15 protein-coding genes and 1 pseudogene are annotated in these 18,976 nt (G+C 54.9%); 9 read left to right on the forward strand and 7 right to left on the reverse strand.

Annotated features, from left to right (window positions below):
- Position 1: 1 nt before the first annotated feature.
- Together AC6EMZ_RS20195 and AC6EMZ_RS20200 are read left to right on the forward strand one after the other, a co-directional pair.
- Positions 2-193: a YnbE family lipoprotein gene (locus AC6EMZ_RS20195; protein WP_498404573.1), complete on the forward strand. Its 192-nt coding sequence runs from the start codon at positions 2-4 to the stop codon at positions 191-193.
- Positions 194-200: 7 nt separating this feature from the next.
- On the forward strand, positions 201-521 hold the full coding sequence (locus AC6EMZ_RS20200) for a YdbL family probable chaperone protein (RefSeq protein ID WP_498404575.1): 321 nt from the start codon (positions 201-203) through the stop codon (positions 519-521).
- A gap of 54 nt (positions 522-575) precedes the next feature.
- On the opposite strand, the gene AC6EMZ_RS20205 is transcribed toward AC6EMZ_RS20200, so the two are convergent.
- The 3 genes from AC6EMZ_RS20205 to azoR all read right to left on the reverse strand — a co-directional run bounded on the left by AC6EMZ_RS20205 (position 576) and on the right by azoR (position 2,967).
- On the reverse strand, positions 576-1,682 hold the full coding sequence (locus AC6EMZ_RS20205) for a GGDEF domain-containing protein (protein WP_498404576.1): 1,107 nt from the start codon (positions 1,680-1,682) through the stop codon (positions 576-578).
- Positions 1,683-1,934: 252 nt separating this feature from the next.
- Complete coding sequence (locus AC6EMZ_RS20210; RefSeq protein WP_498404578.1) at positions 1,935-2,087, reverse strand: Hok/Gef family protein; 153 nt, start codon at positions 2,085-2,087, stop codon at positions 1,935-1,937.
- 274 nt (positions 2,088-2,361) lie between these two features.
- A complete protein-coding gene (azoR, locus tag AC6EMZ_RS20215) occupies positions 2,362-2,967 on the reverse strand; it encodes an FMN-dependent NADH-azoreductase (protein WP_498404580.1) in 606 nt (201 codons plus the stop codon).
- A 204-nt stretch (positions 2,968-3,171) separates the two neighbouring features.
- Here azoR and hrpA point away from each other — a divergent pair, with 204 nt between their 5' ends.
- On the forward strand, positions 3,172-7,074 hold the full coding sequence (hrpA, locus tag AC6EMZ_RS20220; protein ID WP_498404582.1) for an ATP-dependent RNA helicase HrpA: 3,903 nt from the start codon (positions 3,172-3,174) through the stop codon (positions 7,072-7,074).
- Between the two features lie 35 nt (positions 7,075-7,109).
- Here the strand turns inward: hrpA and AC6EMZ_RS20225 are convergent.
- From AC6EMZ_RS20225 to AC6EMZ_RS20235, 3 genes and pseudogenes are all read right to left on the reverse strand, one after another.
- Positions 7,110-8,489 (reverse strand): annotated as a pseudogene (locus tag AC6EMZ_RS20225) (efflux transporter outer membrane subunit).
- Positions 8,486-9,568, reverse strand: coding sequence for an HlyD family secretion protein (locus AC6EMZ_RS20230; RefSeq protein ID WP_498404585.1), 1,083 nt, complete (start codon positions 9,566-9,568; stop codon positions 8,486-8,488). The pseudogene AC6EMZ_RS20225 and the gene AC6EMZ_RS20230 overlap by 4 nt, the downstream one beginning before the upstream one ends.
- Before the next feature lie 46 nt (positions 9,569-9,614).
- Positions 9,615-11,267, reverse strand: a complete 1,653-nt coding sequence (locus AC6EMZ_RS20235; protein WP_498404586.1) for an MFS transporter — start codon at positions 11,265-11,267, stop codon at positions 9,615-9,617.
- 203 nt (positions 11,268-11,470) lie between these two features.
- Here AC6EMZ_RS20235 and AC6EMZ_RS20240 point away from each other — a divergent pair, with 203 nt between their 5' ends.
- Complete coding sequence (locus AC6EMZ_RS20240) at positions 11,471-12,265, forward strand: YdcF family protein (RefSeq protein ID WP_498404587.1); 795 nt, start codon at positions 11,471-11,473, stop codon at positions 12,263-12,265.
- Between the two features lie 197 nt (positions 12,266-12,462).
- Positions 12,463-13,902 carry an aldehyde dehydrogenase gene (aldA, locus tag AC6EMZ_RS20245; RefSeq protein ID WP_498404588.1) on the forward strand — a complete coding sequence of 480 codons (1,440 nt, stop codon included), beginning with the start codon at positions 12,463-12,465 and terminating at the stop codon, positions 13,900-13,902.
- Between the two features lie 40 nt (positions 13,903-13,942).
- On the opposite strand, the gene AC6EMZ_RS20250 is transcribed toward aldA, so the two are convergent.
- Positions 13,943-14,869 (reverse strand): alpha/beta hydrolase, encoded by a 927-nt coding sequence (locus AC6EMZ_RS20250; protein ID WP_498404590.1) that lies wholly within the window; start codon positions 14,867-14,869, stop codon positions 13,943-13,945.
- Between the two features lie 170 nt (positions 14,870-15,039).
- On the opposite strand from AC6EMZ_RS20250, the gene cybB reads away from it, so the two are divergent.
- The 4 genes from cybB (at position 15,040) to AC6EMZ_RS20270 (ending at position 18,947) form a co-directional block, all read left to right on the forward strand.
- On the forward strand, positions 15,040-15,570 hold the full coding sequence (gene cybB, locus AC6EMZ_RS20255) for a cytochrome b561 (protein ID WP_498404591.1): 531 nt from the start codon (positions 15,040-15,042) through the stop codon (positions 15,568-15,570).
- A gap of 220 nt (positions 15,571-15,790) precedes the next feature.
- On the forward strand, positions 15,791-17,116 hold the full coding sequence (locus AC6EMZ_RS20260; protein ID WP_498404592.1) for an MFS transporter: 1,326 nt from the start codon (positions 15,791-15,793) through the stop codon (positions 17,114-17,116).
- 143 nt (positions 17,117-17,259) lie between these two features.
- A complete protein-coding gene (locus tag AC6EMZ_RS20265; protein ID WP_498404593.1) occupies positions 17,260-17,679 on the forward strand; it encodes a translesion error-prone DNA polymerase V autoproteolytic subunit in 420 nt (139 codons plus the stop codon).
- Between the two features lie 2 nt (positions 17,680-17,681).
- The gene (locus AC6EMZ_RS20270) at positions 17,682-18,947 is read left to right on the forward strand and encodes a Y-family DNA polymerase (protein WP_498404594.1); all 1,266 of its coding nucleotides are present in this window, start codon (positions 17,682-17,684) and stop codon (positions 18,945-18,947) included.
- Positions 18,948-18,976: the final 29 nt, after the last annotated feature.

Consider the following 18,976-nt stretch of genomic DNA (forward strand, 5'->3'; position numbering starts at 1 on the left):
GATGAAAAACCTGGCAGGCGCAATCGGTGTGGTCATAGCCGCGATGCTGACAGGCTGTACGCCACGTATCGAAGTGGCGGCACCGAAAGAGCCCATCACCATCAATATGAACGTAAAAATAGAGCACGAGATCCACATCAAAGTGGATAAAGACGTGGAAACACTGCTCAAATCGCGCAGCGACCTGTTCTGAGGATCTCATGAAACGACTCTTTGCAATTTGGCTGTTAACGCTTGGGATCAGTGCGCAGGTTCAGGCGATCACACTAAATGAAGCGCGAACTCAGGGGCGAGTGGGGGAAACCCTGAGCGGCTACATTGCGCCGCTGCGTCAGGATGCCGACACGCTGGCGCTGGTTAACGATATCAACGCAGCGCGTAGCGAAAGCTATCAAAAACTGGCAGACAGCAACAATCTGCCGGTGGATGAAGTGGCAAAAATGGCGGGACAAAAACTGGTCACGCGCGCGCAGCCGGGCGAGTACGTGAAAGGCCTGAACGGCAAATGGTTTAAAAAGTGACCAGCGGTACGGTCACAAGGTTGCGCGACAATTTCTGAGCGCCACTCACTTCCATTAACTTAACCATCGGTTTCGCCCAGTCTCTTTAGCGCGATACAACGCGGCATCTGCCTGGGCAATGATCTGGCTGGCGGACATGCCCGGCGCGAAACCGGCAATTCCCATGCTCACCGTCACGTATTCGCTTACCGTTGAGGCCTCGTGCGCAATCGCTGCGGTACGCAGGCTTTCCTGAATACGCGCCGCCACCTGCGTCGCTAATTTCTCTGGGCAATCAAAGAGGATCACCACGAACTCCTCGCCGCCGTAACGTGACACCACATCCTCGGGCGTGCGCACCGATTGTTTAAGCACCTGCGCGACGCGGGTTAAACAGTCATCGCCCGCCTGATGGCCGTAACTGTCGTTGTAGCGCTTGAAAAAATCGACGTCCAGCATGATGACGGTGAAGGTTTTTTTCTGCTGAATCGCGCTCACAAGCACGTTTTCCATTGCCCGACGGTTGGCAGTTTCGGTCATGGGATCCGTGTGGGCGAGCGCGTCAAGACGGGCAATCAGCAGCTGATTTTGTTGGTTTCGCTGCCAGGCCTCGTTAAACCAGCGCAGCAGAATGAAACGTCCGCAAATCAGGATCAGCGTAAAGACAAGCCAGACGACGGCGAAACGAATATTGATGCCCTGATTCAGTACCACACTCGCCATCGGCAGCGTGAGCCAGAGCGGTAAAACGAAGGCTAACAGACCCGCTGGGTGGAAATAGAGTGCGGCCATTGCCGACAGCAGCAGGATGACGCATAACGGCCAGGCATGCGGCAACTGCCAGTCGGTGATAAACCAGTAGCAGGATATCGACCACAGCAGGCCGGTGATGAAAAGGACGAAACCGATACCGTGCTTTTGTCTCCACGCCATCAGCGTGAAAACCGCCGAGAAAAGAATAATGCCCAGCATCAAGGCATCAATCATCTGCGTGAGGCGTAAACCCGCATGATAAATATTGTCGATATTATGAAACAGCACGTTACGCAGCAAAATCATCAGCGCAAAGCTGACGTTGACGAAAGCCAGCCAGGGCAGGTTGATAGCCAACCCGTGGGAAACCATGGCTTCACGAGTGGGCCATGACGTTAATTCGAAGCGGGGTAACTGCCTGTTATCCATTAACGGGACGTCTTCATTCTGGGGCGCGGATGCGCAGAAAATAAAGGGCGGACATTCCACCCACGATGTACCAATATCATGACATCATTATTTTAAACCAGAATAAAAACTTAACCATATGCGCTATCAGCTGATGATGGCGCATATAGTTGACAATTAGCGTTAGCCCTCTCTGGCGAGAGGGCTAAACAAGGTGCATTGAGATCCATTACCTTTCTGCCAGATACGCGGGGATTGCTCCCCGCGTTTTAGCTACTTCTTCGATTCGTAGGCGAGAACAGCTTTAAACTCCATACCCCTTTCCTTCAGGCTCAATTCGCATAGCGTCTCGCGCACTAAAAGCGTGAATCCCAGTACTGTAAAACACAGCACTACAATGGCCACCAGGGCGTACTTTGTCAGCATGTTATTGCCTCCTTGCTCAGAAGGGGCTAACATCCAACTTGTGAGGTTTTTGGATGGTAGCCCCAGGTTGATAGAAATATCTCCTGGGGCTTTTCACTTTCCAGCCTCCTGCAAGTTTGCCTGAAACTGGTCAGTCTCAAGCACCCGCCGGCATCATAGGGATTTCTTTCTGGACATGCTGGTTTCGTAGCAGATTTTACGAGGAATCTCGTAAAGTTGTGACGTGAGCGGGGAAAGGAAAACCCCTCCCACCGGGCGGTGAGAGGGGGAAATCTTATGCAGCCACCAGGCTGTCGATTGCCGCTTTCGCGTCAGTCTGTGCTTTGGTCGCCACTTCCGGACCGTAAGCGATACCTTCAGCGAAGACAAAGTTCACATCGGTGATACCAATGAAGCCCAGGAACAGGCTCATGTATGGGGCAATCAGGTCGGTTGGGGTATCTTTGTGAATACCGCCACGGCTTGACAGCACGATAGCGCGTTTACCCTTCACCAGACCTTCTGGACCATTTTCGGTGTAACGGAACGTTACGCCAGCACGCGCCACCAGGTCGAAGTAGTTTTTCAACTGAGTAGGGATGTTGAAGTTATACATCGGGGCGTTAATCACGATAATGTCGTGGGCCTGCAGTTCAGCAATCAGCTCATCGGACAGCGCCAGTGCTTCTTGCTGACGTGGCGTCAACGGTGCATCGCTTGGACGCAGCGCACCCACCAGCTCACCATCCAGTACTGGAATAGGCTGGGCCGCCAGATCGCGTACGGTGATTTCGTCAGCGGAATGCTGTTCACGCCACTGCTCAACGAAATAATCAGACAGCTGACCAGACTGAGAGTACCCTGCCAGAATACTGGATTTGAGAACTAATACTTTGCTCATGGGTGATTCCTTAATTAATTGTATTTGATTGGGGTTGCCCCGTTGCTTGATGACACTCTATTCACAATCCTGTCGCAGGGATAGCGCAATATATCGAATCCAATGTTCGAAATTTTTGAATAAGGCAGGAGAAGTGCCGTTGTGGTACTCTACACCTATCATTAAAACGAGATTTCACCCGGCAGAGCACTGCCCGCTAACGCTATGACAGAACAACAAAAACTCACCTTCCCGATGCTGCAACGCCAGCTTGATTCGCTGATGCTGCGCGACAAACAACGCTTTGCGCGCCGCCTGCAGGGTATTAAGAAGGTTAAAAATCCTGAATCACAACAGGCCATTTATCAGGAGATGGCGAAAGAGATTGAACAGGCCGCAGGTAAGGTCGTGCTGCGCGAAGCCGCACGTCCGGACATTACCTATCCGGAAAACCTGCCCGTCAGTCAGAAAAAACAGGAAATTTTGGAAGCCGTACGCGACCACCAGGTGGTGATCGTGGCGGGGGAAACTGGCTCGGGTAAAACCACGCAGTTACCCAAAATCTGCATGGAGCTGGGGCGCGGAATCAAAGGTTTGATCGGCCATACCCAGCCGCGTCGTCTGGCGGCGCGAACGGTCGCCAACCGTATTGCCGAAGAATTGCAAACCGAGCCGGGTGGTTGTATCGGGTATAAGGTGCGATTCAGCGATCACGTTAGCGATAACACCATGGTCAAGCTGATGACCGACGGTATATTGCTGGCGGAGATCCAACAGGATCGTCTGCTGATGCAGTACGACACCATCATCATTGATGAAGCGCACGAGCGCAGCCTGAACATTGATTTCCTGCTCGGTTACCTGCGGGAACTTCTACCGCGTCGCCCGGATCTGAAAATCATTATTACCTCGGCAACTATCGATCCCGAGCGTTTTTCACGCCATTTCAACAATGCTCCGATTATTGAAGTGTCGGGCCGAACTTACCCTGTCGAAGTGCGTTATCGCCCGATTGTGGAAGAGGCAGATGATACCGATCGCGATCAGCTGCAGGCTATTTTCGATGCGGTCGATGAACTCGGACGCGAAAGTCCAGGCGATATTCTGATCTTTATGAGCGGCGAGCGCGAGATCCGCGACACCGCCGATGCGCTCAACAAGCGTGACTTACGCCTTACCGAGGTGCTTCCTCTGTATGCGCGACTGTCGAACAGCGAGCAAAACCGCGTGTTCCAGTCACATAGCGGGCGACGCATCGTTCTCGCGACCAACGTCGCGGAAACCTCGCTCACCGTGCCTGGCATTAAATACGTTATCGATCCGGGTACGGCGCGCATCAGTCGCTACAGCTATCGTACCAAGGTCCAGCGTTTGCCGATTGAGCCGGTGTCTCAGGCCTCGGCTAACCAGCGTAAGGGCCGCTGCGGGCGTGTCTCGGAAGGTATCTGCATTCGTCTGTATTCCGAAGACGATTTCCTGTCGCGTCCAGAATTTACCGATCCAGAAATTCTGCGAACTAACCTGGCATCGGTCATTCTGCAAATGACCGCCCTGGGCCTGGGTGATATCGCGGCGTTCCCGTTCGTTGAAGCGCCGGATAAACGTAACATTCAGGACGGGGTGCGCCTGCTTGAAGAGCTGGGTGCGATCACCACCGATGAGCAGGTGACCGCCTATAAGCTGACGCCACAGGGCCGCCAGCTTAGCCAGTTGCCGGTGGATCCGCGTCTGGCGCGTATGGTGCTGGAAGCGCAAAAACACGGCTGCGTGCGCGAAGCGATGATTATCACCTCGGCGCTTTCTATCCAGGATCCGCGTGAGCGTCCGATGGACAAAAAGCAGGCGTCGGACGAAATGCACCGTCGTTTCCAGGATAAAGAGTCTGACTTCCTGGCGTTTGTGAACCTGTGGAATTACCTCGGCGAGCAGCAAAAAGCGCTGACTTCGAATGCCTTCCGCCGACTGTGCCGCACCGAATATCTCAATTACCTGCGCGTGCGTGAATGGCAGGATATTTACACTCAGCTTCGTCAGGTGGTGAAAGAACTCGGCATTCCGGTGAACAGTGAACCGGCAGAATACCGGGAGATCCACGTCGCCTTGCTGACCGGGCTGCTGTCCCATATCGGCATGAAAGACGCCGATAAGCAGGAGTATACCGGCGCGCGCAACGCCCGTTTCTCGATCTTCCCAGGGTCTGGTTTATTCAAGAAACCGCCCAAATGGACCATCGTGGCGGAGCTGGTTGAGACCAGCCGCCTGTGGGGTCGCATTGCCGCGCGGATCGATCCGGAATGGGTTGAGCCGGTAGCGCAGCATCTGCTTAAGCGCTCCTACAGCGAACCGCATTGGGAACGCGCGCAGGGTGCGGTGATGGCGACGGAAAAAGTGACCGTCTACGGCCTGCCGGTTGTTGCCGCGCGCAAGGTCAATTACAGCCAGATTGACCCGGCGCTCTCTCGCGAGCTGTTTATTCGTCACGCGCTGGTGGAAGGCGACTGGCAGACGCGTCATGCGTTCTTCCGCGAAAATCTTAAGCTCCGGGCAGAAGTCGAAGAGCTGGAGCACAAGTCTCGCCGCCGCGACATTTTGGTGGACGACGAGGCGCTGTTCGAGTTCTACGATCAACGCATTAGCCATGATGTGGTATCGGGCCGTCACTTTGATAACTGGTGGAAACAGGCCAGTAAAGAGACGCCAGATCTGCTCAATTTTGAAAAGAGCATGCTGATCAAAGAGGGAGCGGAGCAGGTCAGCAAGCTGGACTACCCGAACTTCTGGCATCAGGGCAATCTTAAGCTGCGTCTGACCTATCAGTTTGAGCCGGGCACGGATGCGGATGGCGTTACCGTCCATATCCCGCTGCCGCTGCTGAACCAGGTGGAAGAGGCGGGCTTTGAATGGCAAATCCCAGGCCTGCGCCGCGAGCTGGTGATTGCGCTGATCAAATCGCTGCCAAAGCCGGTGCGTCGCAACTTTGTCCCGGCACCGAACTATGCCGAGGCGTTCTTAGGCCGCGTGACCCCGCTGGAAATGCCGCTGCTGGACGCGCTGGAGCGTGAATTACGCCGCATGACGGGTGTCACCATCGACCGTGAATCCTGGCACTGGGATCAGGTACCCGATCACCTGAAAATCACCTTCCGGGTGGTGGACGATAAAAACAAGAAGCTGAACGAAGGCCGTTCGCTGACCGAACTGAAAGACGCGCTGAAGGGCAAAGTGCAAGAGACGCTCTCGGCGGTGGCAGATGACGGTATCGAACAGAGCGGGCTGCATATCTGGAGCTTCGGTAATCTGCCCGATCACTACGAGCAAAAGCGCGGCAACTATAAGATGAAAGCGTGGCCAGCGCTGGTGGACGAACGCGACAGCGTGGCGATCAAGCTGTTTGATAATCCGTTGGAGCAGCAACAGGCGATGTGGCGCGGTCTGCGCCGATTACTGCTGCTGAATATCCCGTCGCCCATCAAATATTTGCACGAAAAGCTGCCGAACAAAGCCAAGCTCGGGCTGTACTTCAACCCGTACGGCAAGGTGCTGGACCTGATTGACGACTGCATCTCCTGCGGCGTCGATAAGCTTATAGACGAAGCGGGTGGTCCGGTCTGGACGGAGGAGGGCTTTGCGAAGCTGCACGAGAAGGTGCGCGCCGAGCTTAATGACACCGTGGTGGTCATTGCGAAGCAGGTCGAGCAGATCCTGACCGCGGTGTTCAATATCAACAAACGCCTGAAAGGGCGCGTGGATATGACCATGGCGTTGGGCCTGTCGGATGTGAAGGCGCAAATGGGCGGCCTGGTGTATCGCGGGTTTGTCACCGGTAACAGTTTCAAACGTCTGGGCGATACGCTGCGTTATTTGCAGGCGATTGAAAAACGCCTCGAGAAACTGGCTATCGATCCGCATCGCGATCGCGTGCAAATGCTGAAGGTCGAGAGCGTCCAGCAGGCGTGGCAGCAGTGGCTAAACAAGCTGCCGCCCGCGCGCCGTGACGATGAAGACGTGCAGGAGATCCGCTGGATGATTGAAGAGCTGCGCGTCAGCTTCTTCGCACAGCAGTTAGGTACACCGTATCCGATTTCGGATAAACGTATCTTGCAGGCCATGGATCAGATTTCCGCCTGACGACCCTGCCGGGCGGAGAATACTTCGCCCGGCGCTTACCCTTCAGACCACCCGCCACCTAGCGCTTTATACAAATCTATCTGCGCCAGCAGCAGGTTATTTTTCACCTGAACCACGCTGGTTTGCACCGAGTACAGCGTGCGTCGAGCGTCCAGCTCATCCAGATAAGACGAATAGCCGTTACGATAGCGATTTTGCGCGATACGCAGGGTTTCCTGCGCTACATCCTGCTGAGCCCGAAGTTCGTTTAACTACTCCTGATAGCGCGTGATCGCGTCCAGGCTGTCGTTCACTTCTCTAAACGCATTGCGCACGGTTTTCTCATAACCGTACAAAGCCTGATTGCGCTGTGACTGCGAAATATCCACCTGTGCGTTTAGCGCCTGGCGATTAAGCAACGGTGCAAGAATGCTGCCGCCAACGCTCCAGAGCTGCAATGGGTTATCCAGCAGGCCGGGAAGCGTGCGATCCTGTATCGATCCGCTGGCCGTCAGGTTGATCGACGGCAACAGGCTGGCGCGGGAGGCGGCAAGTGTGGCGTCCGTTGCAATGAGCTGACGCTCTGCCTGCACAATATCTGGACGTCGATTGAGCAGCGAGGAGGGCAGTTGCGACGGCAGCTTTAGCGGCGTAAGCGTATCAAAGTTTGCACTGCGCACGACGGCACCAGGGTTATCTCCCAGCAGGATGCTGAGCGCGTTTTCCTGCTGGGCAATCTGGTGCTGGATCAGCGGGATTTGCGCGCGGGTGGCGCGCAAATCGGAATCAGACTGCATCAGTTCCAGACGCGAGCTGTATCCGGTTTCAAACTGACGCTTTGCCAGTTTCCATGCCTCTTCGCGTGAGGCGAGCGTCGATTGCGTTACGCGCAGCTGTTCATCCAGCGACAGTAGCGTGATGTAGCCCGACGCGACCGACGACGCGACGGTCAAATCCGCGGCGGCGGCGGCTGCTTTTTGCGCCTCAAGCGATGCCTGTGCCGCGTTGGCAGTGCTGCGATTGACGCCCCAGATATCGACATCGTAACTCGCGGTCAGGCTGCCTTTGTACAGTGAACCATAGACTGGCAGGCCGGTGGCGGCCGACTGAGAGCGCGCGCGCGTACCGCCGACGCTGGCATCGAGCGTGGGGAAAAGGCTGCCGTCAGCGGCATAAACTCGCGCCTGATATTCGTTAACTTGCTCGCGAGCGATGAGCACGTCGCTGTTATTTTGCAGTGCCCGCTCGACGTAGCGGTTGAGGTTATTGTCGTGAAAATTACGCCACCAGACCTGCTCCGTTGGGCTAATGGGGCCGGATGCTTCGCGCCACTGCGCGGGGATTTGCAGCGTCGGTTTAGCCGGGGCGATATCCGCGGACTGACACCCTGTCAGCAGCGCCGCGATCGTAAACCCCGCTACGGCGCAAAGCCTCATTGTTTGGCCTCCCGCGTATCAATATTCACCTGAACCGACATGCCCGGACGCAGCAGCGCGGCGTCCTCCGGCTTGCCGAGCACTTCGATACGCACCGGAATGCGCTGGGCGATTTTCACAAAGTTACCCGTGGCGTTGTCCGGCGTAATGGCGCTGAACTCCACACCAGTGGCGGGAGAAATGCTCTCCACACGGCCTTCAAAGGCTCTGTTGTTCAGGGCATCCACCGTGAATTTAACCGGCTGGCCGACGCGCAGATTCGCGAGCTGCGTCTCTTTGATATTGGCGATGACCCAGTGCTGTGGCGGAACCAGCGTGGTGAGATGGGTGCCCGCGGTAACATAAGCGCCTAACCGCACGGCAATTTGTCCCAGTTGACCGTCGCGCGGGGCGACGATGCGGGTATTTTGCAAATCGATCTGCGCCAGTTCCAGTGCTGCTTTGGCGCTTTCAACGTCGGCCTCCAGCGAGCCGCGATTCACAATCACGGTTTGCAGATCCTGGCGCGACATCTCAAGTGTGGCTTTGGCCTGGTCGATATCCGCGCTGCCCTGAGCGGCGCTCGCCAGTGCCGCGTCGCGCTCGCGAATCGAAAGCGATCCGTCGGTGGTCAAATCCTTCACGCGTTTCAGGTCGGCCTGGGTTTTCAGGTTTTGCGCCCGAGCGTTTTTCAGCGCCGCATCGTTACGGGCTATCACCGCTTCGGCGCTTTTACGCTGCTGTAGGTTATTGTTCAGCGCGGCAATTTTCATTGCCAGCTGTGCTTCGGCCTGATGAACGCGCTGGCGATAAATACGATCGTCGATTTGCAGCAGCAGCTCGCCTTTTTTCACCTGCACAAAATCTTGCACTTTCACGTCGGTAATATAGCCATTCACCTGCGGGCTGATAAACGTAGTCTGGCCGCGCACGTAGGCGTTATCGGTGAACTGCGTATGGCGAGTGAACGGTGGTAACTGCCAGGCGTAGAGGATCACCAGGACCCCGACAATCCCAATCGCCGCGGCGGCAAATAGTGAAACCACGCGCAAATTATTGCGGGTGTGGGCCTGCTCTTTGGCGGCATCCTGCTGACTCATAACGTCTCCTGGGGTAACGCGATAACCATTAGTGTTTCGATATCCATTATTTTATGCCGGTGGCCTTTTTAAGTGCCAAATGGGCGGTGATTCTCAGCCGTAACAGACGCCATAAAATCCACACCAGCGTGGCGGTCGCAATGCTCGCCGTCAGCAGATAGGTATCATTGTATGCCAGAATATTGGCCTCAAGCGTGGTGACCGTTTGCAACTGCGTGACGGCCTGGGTACCCAGCAGTGCGCTATCGCCAATCAGACTCCGGTACATCTGGGTATAGAGCTGTATCCGCTCATTCACCAGCGGATTGAGCGTAGTGATCTGGTCGGCCAGCATGCTGGAGTGATATTTCTCCCGCCAGGTCTGAAAAGTACCCAAAATAGCTGAACCCATCAGCCCGCCAATATTCTGGCTCATACCAAACAGCACCGAGAAACTCACCAGATTGCGCGGGTCAGCGATCACGCCACCAATCCCCGCCAGCATGGCAGGCGCCAGGAAAAAGGCGCTACCGAATCCGAGCAAAAACTGGCTCAGCATCAACTGGTCAGGGCGGGTGAGGTTGTTGGACTGGCTGTCCAGCAGCGAGGCGACAATCATCAGTACCAGCGAGGTGACAATCGGCCAGGCCAGTTTTGTCGGCTTGATGGTCAGACAGCTGGCGACAATCCCGCAGACGATACCGGCGAAAATTGACCATGCCAGATGTGTCATCTGTTCGTTCTGTAATCCAACGTATTGTAACCAGCCAATCACCCCGGTGTTTTGTTCCGCCAGCACGATACGGATCAGCAACATGATCAGCCCCAGACGCAGGATGCTGCCGCTGGAGAGCCAGCGGGTGTTGAGCAGCGGGTTGTTCCGATTATGCTCAAAGACGATGGCCGAGACGATCAGCACCAGTGATAATGCCAGCGACCAGCCAATCCACGGTGCTTCAAACCACCAGTCCAGACGCCCGAGCGACAACACTGCGCAAAGCAGCGCCATCCCCGGAGCCAGTAAAAAGAAGGTGATGAAATCCTTTTTTTCAAACACTTTTCGTCTGTCACCGGGCGGGAGTTTTAGCGCAATCACGCAGCCGAGTGATATCAGCGCCAGGCCAAGCTCGAAGAAGTACAGCCCCCGCCACTCGTCCAACTGGAGCAGTTCGGTAGAGAACAGACGCGCAATGGGAATAGCCAGCGATGAACCGGTGATCCCAATGGTCAGCGCTTTTAGACGATGCTTCGCGGGCCACGCCTGAATCTGATAGTAAATGCCCAGCGAGCTTAACGCTGCGGCCACCATGCCGTGTGCGGCGCGGACCATCAACGCCGAGCTGAGATCGTTGACGAACAGGTGGAAAAAGGTGACCAGCACGTAAAGCACCAGAAAACCTTCGGTAAATGCCCGCAGACCATACTGCTGGCGAAACTTTACCAGCAACAGGTTAATCGAGACGTTGGTCATGACATAAACGGCGGGCAGCCAGGCGATTTCAGTCGACCAGACCGCAAAGGTACCCTGCAAATTTTGCAGGTTGGCGGCAACCATCGCGTTACCGAGCGCGCCGGTCAGGCACACTAATAAGCCGACAATGCCGTAGGCAAAACGTTTAGGTGTACTATGCAGCGGCGTTGACGGTGAGCCCAGCAGCGCGGGTTTTTCGTGTGGCTGCCACTCGCGAGGAGCATAAGGATCGCGTTGGGGCAGGCGCATATCGTCGGTTACCTTGGAAAAATCTAATAATTAGTGGGCTAAGGATTTTACGTCTGACGCAATTCATAATTCAAGTGAATATGAAATGCGTCGTTAAATCAAATATGAATGTCGGGTAATGGGCGAATCGGCTTTCGGAGAGATCCTCTGTTTTGTCATGATGCACGCGTTACTCTGAATGGACTCGATGGAGGGAGGTACTGATGACAATGACAATCTTTCCGTGTTTGCCGGAAACCACGCTGGTGGCAATGAATACCGTAGGCGAATGGTTGGCGCAGGATGATTACCAGCCTGCCCAACCGGTTGATGCTGTCGTACTGGCCGGAAATGCAGTGATCCCAAGCATTGATGCCGCCTGCCGCGTAGCGTCTGAAGAGGGCGTCCCGCTATTGATTAGTGGGGGTATCGGCCACTCGACCACGTTCCTGTATGCTGCCATCGCGCGTCATCCACGTTACAACACCGTGCCGACGACGGGGCGTGCTGAAGCGACCATTCTCGCGGCTATTGCACGACAGTTCTGGAACATTCCAGAAGAACGCCTGCTAATTGAAGACCAGTCAACCCACTGCGGTGCCAACGCGCGCTTTAGCTGGGAGATCCTCAGGCAGCATCAGCCCGTACCTGAGCGTGTGCTGGTGGTGCAGGATCCCACCATGCAGCGCAGGACGATGGCGACGTTTGCCCGGGTGACGCGCGATGAGGCCAGTGCACCACGCTGGATTAGCCATCCGGGCTTGCTTGCGCGACTGCAAAACAGTGAAGACGGGTTGGTATTTAGCGGCAGCAGTGAAGGGCTCTGGCCCGTAGAACGCTATTTGTCGCTGGTCCTTGGCGAGCTACCGCGCCTGCGGGACGACGTTGAGGGCTACGGCCCGATGGGACGTGATTTTATCGCCCACGTTGATATTCCAGCCGATGTCGAAGCGGCATGGCAAATCTTGTATCACGACGCCATTCTGACTGACGCACTGGTCAGTCGTTCTCTCCTGTAAAGTGTGCCCGTTTGCGCTGGTATTTTCGCAAACGGGCAATTTATGTTGCTACTTTGTAATTCCGCGGTTTTGCTGACCCGCTTCTTTTATGAGATGACTCACAAATACCACGCGACAGAGTGGGAAAGTTAGCCTGTGATTGTAATTTTTAACAATAAATTTACGTGTTAAAAACAATGCAATTACAGGAGCAGGTCATGACAGTACCCGTACAGCATCCTATGTATATCGATGGACAGTTCGTTGCCTGGCAGGGTGATGCCTGGATTGATGTTATCAACCCGGCAACCGAAGCGCTCATTTCCCGGATCCCCGACGGGCGTGCTGAAGATGCTCGCAAGGCAATAGATGCCGCCGAGCGCGCACAGGCTGGCTGGGAAGCTCTCCCGGCAATTGAGCGCGCCAACTGGCTGCGTAAAATATCTGCGGGGATCCGCGAGCGCGCCAGCGAGATCGGTTCTCTGATTGTGGCGGAAGGTGGCAAAATTCAGCAACTGGCAGAGGTAGAAGTTAACTTTACCGCTGACTACATCGATTACATGGCCGAGTGGGCCCGGCGCTACGAAGGTGAAATCCTCCAGAGCGATCGTCCGGGTGAAAATATCCTGGTCTTTAAACGTGCGCTGGGCGTGACAACCGGCATTCTGCCGTGGAACTTCCCGTTCTTCCTGATTGCCCGGAAGCTCGCCCCTGCGCTGCTGACCGGCAACACGATTGTCATCAAACCGAGCGAATTCACACCAAACAACGCCATTGCTTTTGCCAAAATCGTCGATGACATTGGCCTGCCAAAAGGCGTATTCAATCTGGTGCTAGGGCGCGGCGAAACGGTAGGGCAAGAGCTGGCGGGGAACCCGAAAGTGGCGATGGTCAGCATGACCGGTAGCGTCACGGCCGGTGAGAAAATCATGACGGCGGCGGCGAAAAATATCACGAAGGTGTGTCTGGAGCTGGGCGGTAAAGCGCCTGCCATCGTGATGGATGACGCCGATCTGGAGCTGGCGGTGAAAGCGATCGTCGATTCTCGCGTCATTAATACCGGGCAGGTGTGTAACTGCGTCGAGCGCGTATATGTGCAGAAAGGGATTTACGATCGCTTTGTTAATCGCCTCGGTGAGGCAATGAAAGCGGTGCAGTTTGGCAATCCGTCCGAGCACAATGATATCGCAATGGGACCGCTGATTAACGCCGCAGCCCTTGAGCGCGTGGAGCAGAAAGTGGCGCGTGCGGTGCAGGAAGGGGCCAGCGTGGTGCTGGGCGGCAAAGCGGTGGAAGGTAAAGGCTATTATTATCCGCCAACGCTGCTGCTGGACGTGCGTCAGGAGATGTCCATCATGCACGAAGAGACCTTTGGCCCCGTGCTGCCGGTAGTGGTTTTTGATACGCTGGAAGACGCGCTGGCAATGGCAAACGACAGCGAATACGGCCTGACATCCTCGATTTACACCCAGAACCTGAACGTGGCGATGAAAGCCATTAAAGGGCTGAAGTTTGGTGAAACGTACATCAACCGCGAGAACTTCGAAGCGATGCAGGGTTTCCACGCGGGATGGCGTAAATCCGGGATTGGCGGAGCGGACGGTAAACACGGTTTACATGAGTATCTGCAAACCCAGGTGGTGTATTTGCAGTCTTAAAAGGTTAAAGCCCGGCGGCACTCGCCCGCCGGGCAATCATTCACACTTTCGTGGCGATCCAGTTCATCATCAGTTCCGGCCAGACGGCGACGGGCAATCCCTGCGCATCGCGAATACCAAACCCGTGCTTGCCACGTTCAAACAGATGCATTTCCACCGGTACGCCCAGGCGTCGTAATGCGCTGAACAGCACCAGGCTGTTTTCCACTTTCACCGCCGGATCGTCGATCGCATGCAGTAAGAAGGTGGGCGGAGTGTGACTATCAGCCCGATCCTCCAGCGAATAGTGCCGGATTTGCGCGGGCGTCGGGGTATCGCCAATCAGCTCATGACGCGAGCCCGGATGGTCGATATCCGCATGCATGGTAATGACCGGATACACCAGTGCCATAAAAGCAGGGCGTGCGTTAAATTCGTCAGCAGCGTCTATCGGTGCGTAAGCTTGCTCATGATGACGCGTCCCCAGGCTGGCGGCCACGTGTCCTCCCGCCGAAAAACCCAGCACCCCGAGACGTTCGGGATCGAGCTTCCACTCATGCGCGTTGGCGCGGATACAGCGCATCGCGCGTTGCACGTCGGCGAGTGGGGCATCTGCCCCTTCCTCGTGTCCATCGGCGGGCATTCGGTAGGTCATCACAAACAGGGTGTAGCCGCGAGCGTTGAAAAAGGGGGCGATGGCACTCCCTTCTTTATCCAGCACGACGCGGCGATAGGAGCCGCCCGGAGTGACCAAAATCCCCACGCCGTTGGGTTTGTCAGGCGCATAAACGGTTATCTCTGGTGCGCGAACGCCGGTGACCGAGCGATCGTATTCTGATGTGCCGGTATGGCGTGGTTCGGGCGTAAAAATGGCGTCACTGCTTTTGGCACCGGGCGCTTCGCCATCGGGCCAGACGGTGAAGGTAGCGGAACGGGAAACGGCGTCGGCCATCATTTTTTCTAGTGCGTCGCGACTCAAAGCGTCCATTTAATGACTCCTTCAGGGGGAACCAGAGGTTATAGCACAGTTAAAAAATGGGAACCGGGACGGGCTTTGTGCATGGGCGAACTTTTTGAATAACCTTAAAGAAAAGTTAATGAATTTTTAAGGAAAGCCCGTTATGTTTGCACTTTGTTTGTATTTATCCAGGAAATGATATGCGTAATAAATATACCGGCCTGCAGATTGGCATTCACTGGCTGGTGTTTCTGTTGGTGATCGTGGCCTACTGCGCGATGGAGTTTCGCGGTTTCTTTCCGCGTACTGCCCGCCCGATTATCAACATGGTTCATGTCTCCTGCGGGATTTCTATCCTGGTGTTAATGGTGGCGCGTCTGCTGGTGCGCCTTAAGTTCCCGGCCCCGCCTATTCAGCCAAAGCCAAAAGCGATGATCACCGGTATGTCGCATCTGGGACATCTGATTGTTTATCTGTTGTTTATCGCGCTGCCGCTGATTGGTCTGGTGATGATGTATAACCGGGGTAACGACTGGTTTGCCTTTGGCATGGTGATGCCTCACGCGGCTGAAGCCAACTTTGACCTGGTGGACATGATGAAGTCCTGGCATGTGACGCTGGCAAACCTCGGCTACTTCGTTATTGGTTTACACGCCTTCGCGGCGCTGCTGCATCATTACTACTGGAAAGACAACACTCTCCTGCGCATGATGCCGAAAAAGCGGTCCTGATATCGCGTCTGCTCCTGCTCAACCCGCTGCCAGTCAGCGGGTTTTTTGTGATCGCTATTCTCTTTCTGCGGTGTGATTCCGCGCAACGTCACATTTTCTTATCTGGGTTGAGTGAATTTTGCGCATTAAGTATATCTATAATAGAAACACTCAGCGCTATTGTCCTTATCGGCGTCTGCGCAATACCCGTGGTTAACTGGCATAATGCAAAGGAGAGAGAATGAATCATTCAGCTCAACAATCACTCGACAGTTCAAAAGCGGCCAGCGAGATCTCTGTAGTGCGTAAATTACGAAAAGTGTTGCTTGCGACCGGTATCGGCCATTTTGTTGAATGGTTTGACTTTGGCCTTTACGGCACGCTGGCTGCGATAATTGGCATGCAGTTCTTTCATGCTGAAACGCCTTCGATGGCGCTGCTCTCCTCGTTTGCCGTGTTTGGTGCCGGGTTTATTATGCGTCCGCTGGGCGGTTTATATTTTGGCTCGCTGGGCGATCGCATTGGACGGCAGAAGGTGCTCGCGACCGTCATACTGCTGACGTCTGGCGCGACGTTCGTCATGGGACTGTTACCGACATTCTCGCAGATAGGCATTGTTGCTACGGTGCTGCTGGTCATTACTCGTCTGATACAAGGTTTCGCCGCAGGCGGAGAGAGCGCAGGGGCAACGACATTTTTAGCAGAATATGCCCCTGCGGAGCGCCGTGGTTATTTTACCTGTTGGATAGATAACTTCGGCTTTATGGCCTTTGTTGCCGGATCGGGCCTGGTGTTTTTACTGACGGCCTCGCTGGGTGAAACGGCGATGAACGACTGGGGCTGGCGCATTCCTTTTCTGATCGCCGGACCGCTTGGCTGTGTGGGGCTTTATCTACGAACTCATCTTGAGGACTCACCGGAGTTTCTTGAGGCCGCCAAAAGCGGGGCTACCACGAACACACCGCTGCGCACGGCACTAACCACCGCCTGGGGCGCGCTGTTCTTTTGCGTGGGATTTGTGGTGATCAAGGCGGTCGGACACTGGACGCTGCAAACGTTTATGCCGAGCTATCTGTCCACCGAGCTGCACTATTCAAAACTCGATTCCTACGCCATCACCACGATTGGCCTGTTTGCGATTGCCGTGATGGTGCCATTTATGGGTTATCTTTCCGATAAATTTGGCCGTAAACCGCTGATGCTGGCGGGCTGCGCCGGATTCATTCTCTTTACCTATCCGGCGATGATGCTTATGGCGCGCGGAGATATGCTCTCCGCGGTGCTGGCGATGCTGCTGTTAGGTGCGTTCATCGCCGCATTTGACGGCGCATGCAGCGCAGCAATGGCTGAGCTGTTCCCAACGAGCATCCGCTATGGCGGGATGGCGATTGCCTATAACGTTGCGGTGGCCTTCTTTGGTGGTATCACACCGTGGTTCTCGGCGTATCTGTTAACCGCGACCGGTAACCCGTTTTCGCCAGCGTACTATGTGATGGGCGCAGCGCTGATCACCTTCCTGACGGTGCTGCGAGCGAAAGAGACGGCTGGGCAACCGCTGCGACGTTAAGCGTGCCGGGACCGCGCCAGGTCCCCGGCAACTAAATTTCCCTACGTATCATTGTGATGTTTTAGCCCTGCTAATATATTCTTGATCCTGCGCCTCATCACAATTACTGTATATAAATACAGTAATTATTCGTGGTGATTATTATGCAGTTTTTTACCCTGGCCGAGCTTCGTCAAATCGTTCCTATTCCTCTCTTTAACGATCTGGTTGCCTGTGGTTTTCCTTCCCCGGCGGCAGACTATGTCGAACAACGTATTGACCTCAATGAGCTGCTGATACAGCACCCCAGCGCAACGTATTTCGTCAAAGCCTCTGGTGACTCGATGATTGACGGAGGGATCAGTGACGGCGATTTGTTGGTCGTCGACAGTTCTCGGAAACCGGGTCACGGTGACATTGTGATTGCGGCCGTGGAGGGGGAATTTACGGTGAAAAGACTTCAGCTTCGTCCCACCATCCAGCTCAACCCAATGAATACGGCCTATTCGCCCATTATTGTGGGAAGTGAAGCGACACTAGATATCTTCGGTGTTGTCACTTTTATCGTCAAATCAACGAGCTAGCTATGTTTGCGCTCTGCGATGTTAACTCATTCTATGCGTCCTGCGAGACCGTCTTTCGACCCGATCTGAAAGGCCGTCCCGTCGTTGTACTATCGAATAACGATGGCTGTGTGATCGCGCGCAGTGCTGAAGCCAAAAACCTGGTCACGATGGGAGAGCCTTATTTCAAACAAAAAGAGGCATTCCGTCTGCATGGGATTGTTGCTTTTAGCAGTAACTACGAACTGTATGCCGATATGAGCGATCGCGTCATGACCACCCTGGAAGAGATGGTCCCGCGTGTCGAAATTTACAGTATTGATGAAGCATTTTGCGATCTGACGGGGGTCAGTAACTGCTGCAATCTGACCGAGTTCGGCAAAGCCATCCGCGCAACCGTTATGCAACGTACACACCTGACGGTCGGTGTCGGTATCGCCCAGACTAAAACCCTGGCAAAATTGGCCAATCACGCGGCGAAAAAATGGCAACACCAGACAGACGGTGTGGTGGATTTATCCACTCTTGATCGACAGCGCAAATTGATGGCCGCATTACCCGTAGACGAGGTGTGGGGGATTGGGCGTCGTATCAGCAAAAAGCTGGATGCGATGGGTATCAAAACGGTACTGGAGCTGGCCGATACGCATATTGCGGTGATCCGTAAACACTTTAGCGTGGTGCTTGAGCGTACGGTGCGGGAGCTGCGTGGCGAACCTTGTCTTGGGCTGGAAGAGTTTCCTCCTGCAAAGCAGGAGATTATCTGCTCACGATCTTTTGGCGATCGCATCACCGAATATGAGCAGATGCGCCAGGCAATTTGCAGCTATGCTTCGCGGGCTGCGGAGAAATTGCGCGGAGAGCATCAATATTGTCGGTTTATATCGACATTCGTCAAGACCAGCCCGTTCTCGCTAAACGAACCTTATTACGGCAACAGCGCGTCGGTGAAGCTGCTTACGCCAACTCAGGACAGCCGGGATATTATCAATGCGGCCACGCGCAGTCTTGATGCCATCTGGAGAGAAGGGCACCGATACCAAAAAGCCGGCGTAATGCTGGGTGATTTCTTCAGTCAGGGCGTGGCGCAACTAAACCTGTTTGATGATAACGCGCCCCGCCAAAATAGCGCAGAATTGATGGCGATACTCGATCATCTCAATAGTAAAGAGGGCAAAGGAACGCTCTATTTTGCAGGCCAGGGCATTCAGCAACAGTGGCGAATGAAACGTGAAATGCTTTCGCCACGGTATACCACGCGCTATGCCGATTTGCTCAGCGTCAGGTGACAAGGCGTTCGCTGATTCAGCCTCTTTGC

Source organism: Enterobacter sp. SCRI0065, from assembly GCF_059766475.1.

Coding starts and splice junctions, on each gene's coding strand:
- AC6EMZ_RS20195 (WP_498404573.1), top strand. CDS start 2: ATGAAAAACCTGGCAGGCGCAATCGGTGTGGTCATAGCCGCGATGCTG.
- AC6EMZ_RS20200 (WP_498404575.1), top strand. CDS start 201: ATGAAACGACTCTTTGCAATTTGGCTGTTAACGCTTGGGATCAGTGCG.
- AC6EMZ_RS20205 (WP_498404576.1), bottom strand. CDS start 1,682: ATGGATAACAGGCAGTTACCCCGCTTCGAATTAACGTCATGGCCCACT.
- AC6EMZ_RS20210 (WP_498404578.1), bottom strand. CDS start 2,087: ATGCTGACAAAGTACGCCCTGGTGGCCATTGTAGTGCTGTGTTTTACA.
- azoR (WP_498404580.1), bottom strand. CDS start 2,967: ATGAGCAAAGTATTAGTTCTCAAATCCAGTATTCTGGCAGGGTACTCT.
- hrpA (WP_498404582.1), top strand. CDS start 3,172: ATGACAGAACAACAAAAACTCACCTTCCCGATGCTGCAACGCCAGCTT.
- AC6EMZ_RS20230 (WP_498404585.1), bottom strand. CDS start 9,568: ATGAGTCAGCAGGATGCCGCCAAAGAGCAGGCCCACACCCGCAATAAT.
- AC6EMZ_RS20235 (WP_498404586.1), bottom strand. CDS start 11,267: ATGCGCCTGCCCCAACGCGATCCTTATGCTCCTCGCGAGTGGCAGCCA.
- AC6EMZ_RS20240 (WP_498404587.1), top strand. CDS start 11,471: ATGACAATGACAATCTTTCCGTGTTTGCCGGAAACCACGCTGGTGGCA.
- aldA (WP_498404588.1), top strand. CDS start 12,463: ATGACAGTACCCGTACAGCATCCTATGTATATCGATGGACAGTTCGTT.
- AC6EMZ_RS20250 (WP_498404590.1), bottom strand. CDS start 14,869: ATGGACGCTTTGAGTCGCGACGCACTAGAAAAAATGATGGCCGACGCC.
- cybB (WP_498404591.1), top strand. CDS start 15,040: ATGCGTAATAAATATACCGGCCTGCAGATTGGCATTCACTGGCTGGTG.
- AC6EMZ_RS20260 (WP_498404592.1), top strand. CDS start 15,791: ATGAATCATTCAGCTCAACAATCACTCGACAGTTCAAAAGCGGCCAGC.
- AC6EMZ_RS20265 (WP_498404593.1), top strand. CDS start 17,260: ATGCAGTTTTTTACCCTGGCCGAGCTTCGTCAAATCGTTCCTATTCCT.
- AC6EMZ_RS20270 (WP_498404594.1), top strand. CDS start 17,682: ATGTTTGCGCTCTGCGATGTTAACTCATTCTATGCGTCCTGCGAGACC.